The following is a 14,657-nucleotide window of genomic DNA, read 5'->3' on the forward strand; positions in this document are numbered from 1 at the left end:
TAAAATAGATTATAAACCTGCTTCATATTCAGTACTGCTCAGTAATTTTTCGACATCTGCCATATTGTCAGGCTTGATTTTATAAATCCAACCTTTGCCATACGGTGCATCATTGACAAAATCAGGATCATCTTCAAGTTCAGTATTCACTTCAACCACAACGCCTGAAACAGGCGCATGAATATCAGAAGCCGTTTTTACAGATTCAACAACACCCGCTTGTTGACCTGCAGTGAGTTGAGTCCCCACTTCAGGTGCTTCAACGTAAACTAAATCGCCCAATGCATCTTGTGCATGGTCAGAAATACCAGTAATGACAAGATCACCTTCAATTTTCACCCATTCATGGGTAGTTGCATATTTAAGGTCTGAAGGATGGTTCATGGTAACTCCCTAAAAGTAATCTATTATTTTTGCAAAATGTTATACCGCTTTTTGACTAAAAATAAAAGTATTTCAAAACACTGAGTTTATTGGTCTTGCTTATAAGTAAGGGTCTTTCCGCCAATTGCTTGGGCTACGACCGCTCCACCTTTTAAATGCTCGGCTAAAATTGGCGACATCCGAATAACCGAGTTCATCGGCAATTTGTTCAAGTGAATAATCTGTACGTGATAATAATGACGTTGCATGACGATAACGTACTTCATCAACTAGTGTGGAAAATGATGTATTTTCAGCAGCGAGTTGACGTTTCAGTGTCCGATCAGACATATGTAGAAGTTCTGCGACGCTTTCAATACTTAAATAATGCTGTTCAGAATTGGTTAGAATATCACGGACACGCATAGCGAGGCGACGGCGTTCACCCAAAGCAGAAAGCTCTGCTTCACATTGATTAATTGCAATTTGGCTCGCAATGGGATCAGCATTGACCATTTTTAAGCCTAAATATTTTTTATCAAAACTTGCCAATAAATGCGGCTGTGAAAAGCGCATGTTGTACTGATCTTGAAATTTTGAATTGTATTTTTCAAAACCTTCAGGCATTGGAAAATCAAAATCAATATCACCTTCCAAATGATTAATGCCCGTCAGTGCCTTTGCCATGGTCATGATACCAAAGGTGAGTCCCATGACAATTTCGGTTCTTAAAGGTTCAATTTCAATATCACACTGCAATTGTAATGTCGCTTTTTCACCAAAAGTCGAAAAATATAGCTGTAAAAATGGCATACGGAGCTGGATAAAACGGTTCGCTAAAACCAAAGCATCGGTAATATCATTGGCAGTCATAATGGCATAGCCGATAAAACCATGAATAGAAATACGCATTTGCGTACCTAAATGATAGCCTAAAGTACTTTCACCAGTCATTTTTAAGGCATGTTTGATAAGTTCATTGGCAACAGGTGTTGGAATACGGTAGTCAGGTTCAGCAAGTTGTTCACTGGTAAAGTGAAAAGGTGCAAATAAACTCTCCGCGCTATAGCCCCATCGAGAAACAATATCGAGCAATAAAAGTCCATAAACACCCGGAATTCCATGGTTCTGACGATTTGACATTGTTTTCATTTGCGATCCGTGCTCTCACATTTTATGTGTGTTGGCTGAGTTTTATCTTGTCATAAAAAATGTCAGCAATATAGATAAATTGTCCGACATAGCCCTTTGACTTTATTCAATGTCTCGTCTAAATACAACAATTTTGGTAGTGGAAATGAGTAAAACATCATCATGCTGATTTTTCGCTTGCGTTACATAGCTCACCATCGCACGGTCATGTTTAGTTCGAGAGGGAGTAATCGATACAATTTCAACTTCAACGTGAATATGATCACCTGGTCGAGTTGGTTTAGGCCAACGTAAACTCGACTCAGAACCAATTAAACCCTTAGCGATAGGAAAGCATTCTGTCCATAAACGCATGGTCACCGCAGCAGTGTGCCATCCACTAGCAGCAATGCCTTGAAAAATAGGATGGTCTTTGGCTTTTTCAACATCAGTATGGAAGACTTGTGGATCAAATTTTTGTGCAAATTCTAAAATTTCCTCTAAAGTCATTTCATAAGAACGACTTTTAAAATGATCACCTACATTTAAATCTTCTAAATACAACATTTATTCCGCTTCCTCTGCTTTCGGTTTTTCTTGTTCCACTAAAAACTCACCTGTTTGGCGTTGCCACAGTTGAGCATAAATTCCATTTTGTGCAATTAGTTCTTCATGCGTGCCTTGTTCCGCAATATGTCCTTGATCCAAGACAATTAAACGATCCATTTGAGCAATAGTTGATAGTCGATGTGCAATGGCAATGACCGTTTTATCTTGCATTAAATCATCTAGACTTGATTGAATGGCTGCTTCAACCTCAGAATCAAGCGCACTCGTTGCTTCATCTAAAATTAAAATAGGTGCATCTTTTAAAAATACACGAGCAATGGCAATCCGTTGGCGTTGTCCACCAGAAAGTTTTACACCACGTTCACCGACATAAGCGTCATAGCCATGTTGACCTCGGAGATCGCTTAATTGTGGAATAAATTCATCTGCTTTGGCTTTACGCACAGCAGCATACATGTCTTCATCTGTTGCATCAGGACGACCATATTTAATATTTTCAGCAACAGAGCGATGCAGTAGGGAAGTGTCCTGAGTTACCATCGCAATATTTTTTCTTAAACTGTCCTGTGTAACATTTTGAATATTTTGATCATCAATGCAAATACGACCTTGGTTGATGGTGTAGAAGTTTAGAAGTAGTTGAATCAGAGTTGATTTTCCTGCGCCTGAACGTCCAACAATACCAATTTTTTCACCTGCTTTAATTTCTAAATTAAATTGATCAATGACTTTCTTTTCGTTATAGGCAAAGCTGACATCTTTAAATTCAATTTTACCTTGCGTGATTTGCAATGGTTTGGCATCGGGTGCATCTTGGATGTTAATGGATTTACCCATGGTCATCATACCATCTTGAATTGTTCCAACATTTTCAAATAGGGCAGAGGTTTGCCACATCATAAATGCAGCCATACTATTGAGTTTTAAAATCATAGCAGTCGTTGCAGCAATGACACCAATAGCGGCTTGACCATTTAACCAAAGCCAAACGGCTGTACCCAATACACCAAAGAAAAGAACGGCTGTAAGTAGATTAATGCAAATTTCATACATTGAGCCTAAACGCATTTGTTTAAACACAGTGATCATAAAGGTCTGCATGGATTCTTTAGCATATTTGCTTTCACGACCGGCATGTGCAAAGAGTTTTACAGTTTGAATGTTGGTATAGGCATCGGTTACACGTCCAGTCATCACCGCTCGTGCATCGGCTTGTTGTTTAGAAATTCTACCTAGACGTGGAATAAAAAAACATGCTGCGCCAATAAAAAGCGCCAACCAAAGCATTAAAGGTAGTAATAAAAGTGGAGAAATATTACCAAGAACAACACTAATGGTAATAAAGTAAATAATGACATAGGTCAGCATATCACCCAAAATCACCCAAAACTCACGTACAGCAAGAGAAGTTTGCATGACTTTGGCAGATAAACGCCCAGCAAAATCGCTATGGAAAAAATCAAGACTTTGTTGCAAAAGTAAATTATGAAAGCGCCAACGCAAACGCATTGGGAAACTGCTGTATAAAATCTGATGACGTACAATAGATTGTATACTTGAAAATATAATATTTCCGAGTAAGAAAAAGCTCAAAATCATCAAATTACTTTTATGATTGGTAATAAAGGTTTCAGGTGTAGAACTCGTTAACCAGTCAACCAAATGACCAATCTGTGCAAAAAAGATCGCTTCAAAACTTGCTGTTGCTGCTGTAAGTAAAATTAACAGTAGTAAATAACGTCGAACGCCATAGGCTGCTTGCCAAACAAAAGCAAAAAATGTTTTTGGCAATGGTTCATTTAAGCCTTTTTCGGGATAAGGATCGACCAGACGTTCAAACCATTGCAGCATATCACCCTCGGGTATTTTGAATAGAGATTATGAAAAACAAACAGATATATCGATAAAAAACGATAATAGAGATGATTTTAACTTATTTCGGGAAAAAAGTACGCCAATCACCCGAATTAAATCTTAAATTTAACTCGATAGTGTTACAGCAAGGCATTTTTTGAAAATAAAAAATTTGAAAATAAAAAATCCCTGACACAAGGGTAGGGATTTTTATGAGTGACTTAAAATGAAAGGTAACTTACCACATCAAATCATCAGGAATGACATAAGCTGCATACGGATCTTCTTCATCCGTGACATCATTATTGGTTGTACTTGCATTACTCACAATAATAAAGCCAAGCATTTTTTCATTAATACGATCAGCCAAAGCTTTCGGTAAAAATGCATAAGATTCTTGATCTTTTGCAATCACCAAACTACCCGATACCAAAGCATTATAAATTTGTTGATTAATATAAAGCTTTTTAACTTTAGCATCATCAATAAATTGATAAACGTTGTCACCATCAGTATCTCTAATTTTATGTTGACCAATCATTTGAATCACAGCCGCTTTCAATGCTTTTTCATCTAAAGCACGCTGTTTTTCTTCATTCAGCGCCTGATCACGTGCAACTTTTTCTTGCTGATCTTTGGCAATTTTTGCTTGTAATTCAGCTTCAGTGCCTTGACCTGTACGTTGCTCATGCTGTGCTTGTTTGCTAAGTTTTTTTGCTTTTTTATTATCGACTAACCCAGCTTTCAATAATTGAGCCTGCAAAGCGTTCTTTACCATGACTACGATCCATTACTTTTGACAATGTAAAAATTTATACGAAATAATGCCATAAACAATGCACAGTGTCAGGCTGAGCATTGCAGGAATCAAAAACGCATGTAATTGTAAATAAGGATGGGCAATGCATGCAATCACACCGCCCAAGATAAATCCAATTAAGATTAAAAGATGTAAAATAATTTTACGAATATCGGTTTTTAAACCTTTTAAACGATAACCAAATGCTAAACCAAGATCTGTTAAAACGCCCGATAAATGCGTGGTGCGAATAATTACACCTTGATAATGACTCACCATCGCATTTTGTACACCCATTGCAACACATGCCCAAAGCAAAGCATAACGTGGAAAATAAGGGATAAACAACCAACATAACAGAATGAAAATAGTTACTAAAATCAGTGGAATACCATAACGCCGACCAAGCTGAAAATGGCTATTTCCGAGAATAAAACCACTATAGCTTGCACCAATCATATAGCTAAGAATAACTAACGATAAATAGACCAGTTGCGAAGATTGCCCTGAAACGAGCGCTTGAGAAAGCAGGCTAGCATTGCCTGTCATATGGGATACAGATTGATGTAATACAGTAATCAATCCTAAAACATTAATCATGCCCGCATTGATTGCGAGCATGAAAGCACCAAATTGAATCCAGTTGGGTAAACGTTGAAATGGCATTGCGATATTTTTACTTTAATCTTCAATGCCTTCCAATATCGCTTATTTTCTAGATAAATCAACTGCTGCGGTAAATAAAACATCTGTAGATGAGTTAAGTGCTGTTTCAGTTGAGTCTTGTAATACCGAAATTACCATACCAATTGCAACGACTTGCATCGCAACGGTAGAGTCGATACCGAACAGACCACAGGCAACAGGAATCAATAATAATGAGCCACCCGCAACACCAGAAGCACCACACGCCGTCACAACAGCCACCACAGATAAAATAATCATGGTTACAAGGCTCACTTCAATATGTAATGTATTGACAGCAGCCAAAGTTAAAACAGTAATGGTTACTGCAGCACCAGCCATATTAATGGTCGCGCCTAAAGGAATCGCAACACTTGCAGTCGATTCAGTCACACCTAAACGTTTTGCTAAATCAAGATTCACAGGAATATTAGCCGCTGAACTTCGGGTGAAAAATGCGGTAATACCACTTTCCTTTAAGCATTTTATGACCAAAGGATACGGGTTTTTACGCATGACTACACCAACAATAATCGGGTTAATCACCAATGCTACAAAGAGCATTGTTCCAACCAAAACAGCAAGTAAATGTGCATAATTTTCAAGTGTTTCAAGACCAGCTTGTGCAAATGTTGCAACTACAAGACCAAAAATACCCAAAGGAGCAAAATTAATGACAATACGAATAATTGAATTTACGGCATGCGAGATGTCAGTAATAACTGCTCGTGTCACATCTGAACCATGACGTAATGCAGCACCTAGACCCACAGCCCATGCCAAAATACCAATGAAGTTTGCTTCATGCAATGCTGTAATTGGATTAGTAATAAAGCTCAGCAATAAGTTTTTCATTACTTCAGCAATACTTCCCGGAGGTTGCATCTGAGTTTCAGGATTGATTGTTAAGAACAAAGTACTTGGGAATAAAACACTTGCAACGACAGCACTAAATGCCGCCAACAACATCCCTATGCCATACAAACCTAAAATAGGTTTTAAGTTACTTGCGCCTTCACCCACTTTAAAATTAGCAATAGATGCAAGTACCAAGACAAACACCAAGATCGGTGCAACCGACTTCAATGCCTTAATAAACAAATCACCCAACAAGCTTACATATGGAGCAGCTTGTGGAAATAAAGTCGCAACCAAACCACCCAAAGCGATAGCAATAATGATGCGAGAAACCAGACTTAACCGAGCCAGGGCTGAGAACATAACTGAGCCTTACCAAGTGCACATTGCACAAATCAAGAAAACAAGCGGAGTATTTTATACTGAAAATACATTTATCAGATACATTTATTAACCATATAAAATATCATATTCAATTAAAACGAATTTTTTTTGAATTTAAATATATGAATATACATGAATTTATAGACCAATCTTAAAATTAAGTAGAAATTTGGGCTTCTGTCTGATGTAAAGTCTGCATTGCTTGGTAATGAGTAAGAAATACTTTTCCACTTAAATCGTGGGTAAGTTTAGAGCGGTTGAGACGATCCATCACAGGACCTTTGACTTCAGACAAATGTAACTGAATCCCTAATTTATCTAATTCTTGATTAATTTCTTCTAAAGTTTCAAGTGCACTCAAATCAATACTACTAATGCTTGTACAATTCAAAACGACATGCTTGAGCTGCGTATTTTGACTAATTTCAGCAATAATAAATTCTTTTAAAGAGTTGGCATTTAAGAAACTTAAGCTTTCATCAATACGAACCGACACAATACTGGGTAAAGTAATCACTTGATGACGACTGATATTGCGAAAATGTTCTGTACCTTGAATTTGCCCAATCACTGCTATATGCGGACGACTAATACGCCATAAAAGTAGAATAAAAGTCGAGAAAACCCCAATCATCAAACCAGTAGAAATATCTAAAAATAAAACACCAAAGAAAGTGACCCACATGGCAATACCATCGGCTTTCGAATATTTCCATGTCTCAATAAAAGGTCTGAAATCGACAAGCTTCCAAATAGAAACGATGATGGTTGCACTTAAAATTGCAAGCGGTAATTCACGGAAAGCATTAGTGAAATACATGCTCACAACAACAATGAATAACGATGATAAAACGCCTGCCATAGGTGTTTTTGCACCCGCATCGGCATTGACCACAGTGCGTGATAAACTCCCTGTAACAGGAAATGATGAGGATAAACCTGCACCAATATTGGCAAGACCAAGAGCAATAAGTTCCTGATTACTATTTAGTTTGCTACGTTGTTGAAATGCTGTTGCCTGAGCAATAGAAATAGATTCGACAAAACTCACCATCGCAATCATTGCAGCACCAGGAAGTAGCTTAATAACAAGTTCCCAACTCCAAAATGGCATACTTAAAGGTGGAAAACCTGATGGAATTTCCCCGACAGTTTTGATGCCATAGTCTTCTAAATGTAGAAAATGCACCATCAAAATTGAAACAAGAACTAAAAGTAAGGGGAGGGCTTTCATCCAAAAGGACAGGGTATGTTTACTAATGATTTTTTGAATAGCTGTAATTTGAGTAATTTTGGGTAACATGACCAAAAACAAAATCGCACTTAAGCCTAAAATCATTGTTGGAGTTTGAATGTAAGGGAAATATTGCCAAGCACTGACTAGAAATTCAGAAATATTATTGGTCAGTAATGGTACATCAAACAGATATTTAACCTGACTCAACGCAATGAGTACGGCAGAAGCAATGATAAAGCTTTTAATGACGGGATGGCTAATTAAACGAATCAAAAATCCGAAACGAAATACACCCAAAATAAAGGAAATAATACCGACCAATAATGCCAATAAACATGCTGCTTGAATATATACAGGGGAACCTGCCTCAAACATCGGATTCAATGTAGCAAAAGTCATCATTGAAATCAGGGCAACAGGTCCAATAGATAGGGTTGAACTTCCACCAATCAATGCGTAAATGATCATAGGAATAATGCTGGCGTACAATCCGGTTATTGGCGGTAAACCTGCGACCATTGCATATGCCATACCTTGCGGAACAAGCATTGCAATTACAATGAGTGCTGAAAGTAAATCTGATTTAAATTTTGATGAGCTGTAGTCCTGTAACCACCGCCATGCAGGAAACTGACGAGCGATGTTTGATGCGGATTTTGACATAAAAGGTTCTTTATCACATTTACATATATATTATGCATAAAAAGTGATAAAAAGACAGGAAAATTGCGAATGTTTACTTATGATATTTTTTTAGATTTTATTCATTTTGGGCAATATAAGTCATAAAGCTGATTGAGTACTAAAACAAGTTTTTCATCTTTAATCGAGTAAAAAATTTGTTTGCCATCACGTCGCGTATTCACAACATCACTTTTACGTAGCATCATTAATTGTTGCGAGAGTGTTGGTTGTGTAATATGGGTTAATTGTTCAATTTGCGAAACATTAAGTTCTTCATAAGCCAAATGACATAAAATGAGTAATCGATCAGTATTTCCTAATGATTTTAAAATAGTAACGACTGAATCCGCTGCATTACGCATTGCCTCAATTTTTAGATTCTGACTCATTAAAATTTCCAAAGTGATCAACAACGATAAGTATAACGTGATTGTAAATAAAAGATAAAATTAATCTGTTATAAATTAGATATTATGACTAATTGATTTAACACAGCATTAATTATGCCTGTAGAGCAAATCAATAAAGTTTTAGAAGAATGTGCAGACAACGCCCAAGAAGTAGAAATTCAATTTATAGAGTCACAAACAAATTCCAAAGAAAAATCTTTAATAACCAAATACATAATTATACCAACTTCGCATAATGTATATTATGTTAAATTGAGTACATGATGTTTTAAGTTCATAGACCTCTTTGCTGAACCTAGAATCAATCACTTATATAAAAAAATATTTCGCATTAGTCTAACTTATGTTTATATTTTATTTACTTCATAAAGTTCTTGGTGCTTAGAATGTTTGTCGTAAAAAAAATTAAACTTTCAAAAAAGTATTCAAATCAAAATCACATAGTTCTATTGTTTGATACTTCAGCTACAGTACCTGGTCTCTATCCTTTGCTCTATTCTTTGACTGTACTGAGATTTCAAAGTTTTGCCACACAGCAATCAGATATGCTGGCACTAAAGTTTTGGTATGAATTCTGGTATCAGAAATATTCAACCTTGTTTTGCGAATCATTTTTGTCCTCCAAATATGAACCTGAGATTTTTTTGAGTGAAATCGATAACTTTATTGTTTTCTTAGAAAATAATAAAAAGTTAGGAACAAATTTGATTCGACTTAGATCAAATATAGATGTTAACTATATGACTATTACCCAGCGCTTGAGGTCATTGTTTAAGTATTTCGTATATCTTTTAGATGAATATTGGAATGTACGTTATCAAGATATGACGATCAAAGAGTTAACCAGTCGTAGAAAAAAAATTGATTTGTTTTTACTGAGTAAAAAAAGGATTTTTGGTAGATTCTCCAAACGGAGTTTAACTGTGAAAAGTGAAATTAATTATAATTTTAAAAGCTTAACCAATGGAATGGTCGCTAGGCTTTATAAAATTATTCGTCCAAACCAGACAGCTAGTATTAATATGGACCTGGCTTGATGGTGCGAAATACAAAATACCCATTTGCATCGGTCATCATGCGACCACAGCCGCCAAAATTTGGATCCATCGCACCAATAAACTGATCATTTGGATGGCGATAACGACCAGAAGCATTGGCTTGCCACACTTCGAGCAAAGCATTTTTTACAGGGCGACCAAATTGATCACGAACATAGCCATGCACAATAATGCGCTCACCAATCGGTAAAGCTTCTTTGGCATAATTTAAAATCAAATCGTTATCTTTAGGCCCAAACTGTTCGGCACTAAACTGTGGTGAAGTCACTTCTGTTAAAGTTTCTGCAATCGAAATCAAAGCATTTTTTGGCGAGCGTAATACACTGGTTTTATAGCCTGGTGCATATGCTGGCGGATGATCTTCTGTATTGCGTTGTGCATAAGCACCTAAAGTAATTTGCGACATGTGACGTCCCTCTAAATCTTGTTCCATTACTCTTGATTAGTTTGTTCTTGGCTGAGCTGCTGCTCGCTCAGTTTTTGCGGAGCAATGCCCAAATCTGCAAAAACTTCTTCTGCCATGTGCATGGCTGCATTGGCTGCGGGTAAACCGGCATATAGTGAGCAGTGCAATATCAACTCTTTTAAATCGTCTTTGGTCACACCATTGTTAAAACAAGCACGTAAATGCATACGAAGTTCATCTTCACGACCCAATGCCAATAACACAGCAATCGTGACTAAGCTACGGGTGTGACGTGGCATCCCTGGTCTAGACCAGACTTCGCCCCACGCAAAACGACTAATAAAATTTTGAAAGTCAGTATTAAAATCATTCAAATTTTCAAGTGAACGACCTACATGCTTTTCACCTAGTACTTCAGTGCGTACGGTAATTCCTTGTTCATAACGTTGTTCATCATTCATAGGAGAAACCTCAATTAAGTCGCATCGGTATGTGCGACCAGTGATTTAACAAAAATAGCGATTGCTGCTGCTGTTGCTGGAATTAAGAGCAAGCTTAAAATGGCGGTAAATGACCAATCATTACCCAGTAAAACTGCGCCGATCCATGCACCAAATACCGCGCCAAAACGACCAATACCCGACATCCAAGCAATACCTGTTGCACGGCACTGAGTTGGATAAAAACGAGCACTTAGTGCAGGCATTGCCGACTGCGCACCATTAATCGCAACTCCTGCACAAAGCACTAAAATGGCAAGTAATGTTGGATTAGCTAAGTTCTGTCCTACGGCAAATGCAAAAATCCCTGCGACAAAGTAAAAACATGCAATAATCCGATTCGGGTTGAAACGATCCATTGCCCAACCAATAAATAATGCACTGAGCACACCGCCAAACTGGAATAAACCACCAATAAATGCAGCACGTTCCATGGTTGCACCAGTTTCACGCATCAAAGTTGGCAACCAACTAGTGAGCAGATAAATCATCACCAAACCCATAAAATAGGTCAGCCACAATAAAACCGTACCTTTGACATATTTTTGAGAGAACAACATGCTAAACACGCCTTTCTTCTTCGCATCGTCAGTTTTTTCTTCAGGCACATGAAATTCAGTTGCACCCTCTACTTGAGTTGGTGCAATACGTGACAAAATTTGATGAACTTTTGCCTTATCACGTCCTTTAACAATCAAGAAACGATATGATTCTGGTAGGAAGAAAACCACCACAAACATCAAGATCAGTGGAGACCAACCGCCCAATAAGAATAAGCTGTGCCAACCAAAGGTTGGGATCAACCAACTGCTGATGAAGCCACCTGTCGCCATACCTAAGTTGTAACCACAGAACATACAGGTCACGAGTAACGAACGAGATCGTTGTGGGCAATATTCAGAAAATAGTGTGGTTGCATTCGGCATCGCTGCACCTAAACCAATACCCGTTAAAAAGCGTAGTACCACCAAGGTATTTAAATCAGCCGCATAGGCCGATGCCAAAGTAAAGCCACCAAAAATCAGCATCGAAACACTTAAAACAATCTTTCGCCCAAAGCGGTCAGCAGTTGGACCAGACACCAAAGCGCCAATAATCATCCCACCTAAAGCCGCACTCATGACTGGCCCCAGTTGCGAGCGGTCTATCCCCCAGTCTTGTGCTAAAGCTGGAGCAATAAAACCCATTGCAGCAGTATCAATACCGTCAACAAAAACAATGAGAAAACATACAATTGCGATCAACCACTGATATTTGCTAATCGGTGCATCATTAATCAGTGCTTGTGCGTCTATACTCGTTTTTTGAGTAGCGTATTCCTGAGACGCCATACCTGCCTCCTTGGGCTGAAAGTCCTTTTAATAATTCTTAAACTATTGAATAGATCCAATAAACTGACTGAGAGCTTGATTAAACAGCTCAGGTTGCTCAATATTGGACAGATGCGATGCATCAATCACCGCTAATTCACTATTTTGAATCTGTTCTTGCATATAGATGCCATCTGCCACTGTCGTGACAGGGTCAAATGCGCCTGCAATTACTAAAGTTGGAATGTGAATCTGTTGAATTCGAGTAGATAGATCTGCTTGCGCAAGCGCTCGGCAAGATTCTGCATAACCCAATGCTGGCGTAGTCGCTAAAGACTGAATGGTACGTTGAGCCAAAGCATCGTGTTGATAATCAAACTGCTCACTAAACCAACGTGTGTGCGTAGTCGCAACCAAGTCTACTAAGCCATTGGCCGTCACAGTATCTGCACGCGCATTCCAACCGTCTTCATTCCAAATTTTGGCTGCTGAATTCGCAACAGTGATGCTATGAAAACGATCTGCATGGTGAATACCTAACAACAAAGCCGTCATGCCACCCATTGAAATACCGCAGAAATGTGCTTTTTCAATGTTTAAATCGTTCAAAATATCGATCACATCTTCTGCAAGATTTTGTACAGTGGTCTGCTCAATCACATCACTTTCCCCATGACCGCGGGTGTCATAAGTCACCACTTTAAACTGTTGTTCAAAGGCGACAACTTGGGGTTGCCACATGTCTTTATCTGTGCCCAATGAATTTGAAAACATAATCACTGGTGCATTGTCTTGCCCACTGATTGCCACGGATAAAGTTTTGCCTTGACGATTGGTCATCGTGATATTCACTTTGCCTCTCCTTTTGCTTCCTGCAGAACTGCATCAATCTGATCTTGAATATTGCCGAGATATAATGCAGGTTGAAAAATTTCTGAAATCTGACTTTCACTGAAATAGGCCTTGACTGGATCAAGTTCAGTAATGACCTCTTTTAAGTGAACACTTTTTTCAACCGCCGTTTTGCATGCAGCTTCAACCACTTGATGTGCCTGTAAGCGTCCCATATGCGGTGCCAAAGCCATCATCACAGCTTCGGCCATAATCAAACCCTGTGTGCAATCTAAATTACGTTGCATGTTTTCAGCATTGATTTGCATCCCTTGTAAAACATCTAAAGTACGCTCTAAAGCACCCGCACAAAGTTGGAAAATTTCAGGCAATGCAAGCCATTCTGCATGCCATCCGCCTATGCTACGCTCATGTTCCTGTACCATGCTTTGATATAAACTCGACATCAAAACTGGAACACGATTAGCTGCTGCCAGAACGGAAGCAGCAGCAACAGGATTACGTTTATGTGGCATTGTTGATGACCCGCCACGCCCTTTCGCTGCGGGCTCAAATACTTCTGCAATTTCAGTTTGCATCATCAATGACCAGTCACGCGCCATTTTTCCCAAATTGCCTGTCACCATCGCTAAAACACTTGAGATCTCAACAATTCGATCGCGCTCACCATGCCATGTACAGTTCGGCACTGTCAGTTGTAACTGTGCTGAAAATGCATGAATGACCGCTGTTCCTTGAGTTTGTAATGAAGCCAATGAACCAACAGCTCCACCCAATTGCGCCGTGAAGACACGCGCTTTCATGGCTTCAATACGTGCTAAATCACGATGAAATGCCGAAGCCCAGCGTGCGAATTTATGCCCCAAAGTAATCGGTAAGCCTTGTTGTAACCATGTGCGTCCAATCATCACTTGCGAGCGATATTGTTCAGCTTTATTCAATGCAGTGCGGTAACATTGATGAATTAAAGACTCAATCAATTTCAGTGCTGCTCGACATTGCAGAATACAGGCAGTATCTAAAATATCTTGACTGGTTGCACCCCAATGTACATAACGTGCAGCATTTACATCGCTTTGTTTCACAATTGCAGTCAATTGTTTCACAAAAGGAATCGCGATATTACCAGCCAAACCTGTTGTAATCGCTAAAGCATCAAAATCAATTTGATTAATCGCAGTATGGGTAATTTGAGATATTGCGATTGCGGCAGATTCAGGAATGATACCAACCTGAGCCTGTGCTTTTGCCAAGGCTACTTCAACCTCAATCATATAAAATACCAACGTACGATCACTGAAAATTTCAGTCACCTCTTTTTGGTAAAACAAGCTGGCATATAACTGGCTCATGATCGATATTCCTAAAATTTTTTTAAATTTTTTTAATAATCAAAGCGATACCTTGACCAACCCCAATACACATTGAGCAAAGCGCATATGTACCATCCGTTACTTCAAGTTGGTTGAGTGCTGTAGTGACTAGACGTGCACCCGAAGCACCCAACGGATGACCCAATGCAATAGCACCACCATTTGGATTGACATGTGCTGCACC

The 14,657-nt window shown here is 38.6% G+C and carries 14 protein-coding genes and 2 pseudogenes; 1 reads left to right on the top strand and 15 read right to left on the bottom strand.

All coding sequences use genetic code 11. The features are described 5' to 3' along the window. Positions 1–9 precede the first annotated feature (9 nt). The 9 genes from gcvH to ACK2M2_RS10905 all read right to left on the bottom strand — a co-directional run bounded on the left by gcvH (position 10) and on the right by ACK2M2_RS10905 (position 8,953). On the bottom strand, positions 10–384 hold the full coding sequence (gene gcvH / locus ACK2M2_RS10865; RefSeq protein WP_419348317.1) for a glycine cleavage system protein GcvH: 375 nt from the start codon (positions 382–384) through the stop codon (positions 10–12). A gap of 99 nt (positions 385–483) precedes the next feature. Next, positions 484–1,515 carry a helix-turn-helix domain-containing protein gene (locus tag ACK2M2_RS10870; protein ID WP_419348320.1) on the bottom strand — a complete coding sequence of 344 codons (1,032 nt, stop codon included), beginning with the start codon at positions 1,513–1,515 and terminating at the stop codon, positions 484–486. A 102-nt stretch (positions 1,516–1,617) separates the two neighbouring features. After that, a complete protein-coding gene (locus ACK2M2_RS10875; protein ID WP_419348322.1) occupies positions 1,618–2,061 on the bottom strand; it encodes a MaoC family dehydratase in 444 nt (147 codons plus the stop codon). Next, positions 2,062–3,915 (bottom strand): ABC transporter ATP-binding protein, encoded by a 1,854-nt coding sequence (locus ACK2M2_RS10880; RefSeq protein WP_419348325.1) that lies wholly within the window; start codon positions 3,913–3,915, stop codon positions 2,062–2,064. Positions 3,916–4,156: 241 nt separating this feature from the next. Continuing rightward, the gene (locus ACK2M2_RS10885) at positions 4,157–4,696 is read right to left on the bottom strand and encodes a DUF2058 domain-containing protein (RefSeq protein WP_409510068.1); all 540 of its coding nucleotides are present in this window, start codon (positions 4,694–4,696) and stop codon (positions 4,157–4,159) included. Positions 4,697–4,708: 12 nt separating this feature from the next. Continuing rightward, positions 4,709–5,383 carry a YoaK family protein gene (locus tag ACK2M2_RS10890; RefSeq protein WP_419348328.1) on the bottom strand — a complete coding sequence of 225 codons (675 nt, stop codon included), beginning with the start codon at positions 5,381–5,383 and terminating at the stop codon, positions 4,709–4,711. Positions 5,384–5,425: 42 nt separating this feature from the next. Continuing rightward, positions 5,426–6,622 carry a serine/threonine transporter SstT gene (gene sstT, locus ACK2M2_RS10895; protein WP_409510066.1) on the bottom strand — a complete coding sequence of 399 codons (1,197 nt, stop codon included), beginning with the start codon at positions 6,620–6,622 and terminating at the stop codon, positions 5,426–5,428. A 178-nt stretch (positions 6,623–6,800) separates the two neighbouring features. Next, on the bottom strand, positions 6,801–8,543 hold the full coding sequence (locus ACK2M2_RS10900; protein ID WP_419348330.1) for a SulP family inorganic anion transporter: 1,743 nt from the start codon (positions 8,541–8,543) through the stop codon (positions 6,801–6,803). Positions 8,544–8,644: 101 nt separating this feature from the next. Beyond that, positions 8,645–8,953 (bottom strand): metalloregulator ArsR/SmtB family transcription factor, encoded by a 309-nt coding sequence (locus ACK2M2_RS10905; RefSeq protein WP_409510064.1) that lies wholly within the window; start codon positions 8,951–8,953, stop codon positions 8,645–8,647. A 407-nt stretch (positions 8,954–9,360) separates the two neighbouring features. Here ACK2M2_RS10905 and ACK2M2_RS10910 point away from each other — a divergent pair, with 407 nt between their 5' ends. Next, the gene (locus ACK2M2_RS10910) at positions 9,361–10,011 is read left to right on the top strand and encodes an integrase (RefSeq protein WP_419348333.1); all 651 of its coding nucleotides are present in this window, start codon (positions 9,361–9,363) and stop codon (positions 10,009–10,011) included. Here ACK2M2_RS10910 and ACK2M2_RS10915 read toward each other — a convergent pair. The 6 genes and pseudogenes from ACK2M2_RS10915 to ACK2M2_RS10940 form a co-directional block, all read right to left on the bottom strand. Further along, positions 9,995–10,438, bottom strand: a pseudogene (locus tag ACK2M2_RS10915) (protocatechuate 3,4-dioxygenase subunit beta); the annotation flags it as partial. The gene ACK2M2_RS10910 and the pseudogene ACK2M2_RS10915 overlap by 17 nt on opposite strands. Positions 10,439–10,464: 26 nt before the next feature. Further along, positions 10,465–10,899 carry a 4-carboxymuconolactone decarboxylase gene (gene pcaC / locus ACK2M2_RS10920; RefSeq protein WP_419348335.1) on the bottom strand — a complete coding sequence of 145 codons (435 nt, stop codon included), beginning with the start codon at positions 10,897–10,899 and terminating at the stop codon, positions 10,465–10,467. Positions 10,900–10,913: 14 nt separating this feature from the next. Next, on the bottom strand, positions 10,914–12,269 hold the full coding sequence (locus ACK2M2_RS10925; protein WP_419348338.1) for an MFS transporter: 1,356 nt from the start codon (positions 12,267–12,269) through the stop codon (positions 10,914–10,916). A gap of 42 nt (positions 12,270–12,311) precedes the next feature. Then, positions 12,312–13,088, bottom strand: coding sequence for a 3-oxoadipate enol-lactonase (gene pcaD, locus ACK2M2_RS10930; protein WP_419348349.1), 777 nt, complete (start codon positions 13,086–13,088; stop codon positions 12,312–12,314). Between the two features lie 8 nt (positions 13,089–13,096). Next, entirely contained in the window at positions 13,097–14,452 is a 1,356-nt protein-coding gene (gene pcaB, locus ACK2M2_RS10935) for a 3-carboxy-cis,cis-muconate cycloisomerase (RefSeq protein WP_419348340.1), read from the bottom strand. Positions 14,453–14,474: 22 nt separating this feature from the next. After that, a pseudogene (locus tag ACK2M2_RS10940) lies at positions 14,475–14,657 on the bottom strand (acetyl-CoA C-acyltransferase); the annotation flags it as partial.

The organism is Acinetobacter sp. TY1, assembly GCF_048551395.1.
In the GTDB taxonomy this organism is placed as follows: Bacteria; Pseudomonadota; Gammaproteobacteria; order Pseudomonadales; family Moraxellaceae; genus Acinetobacter.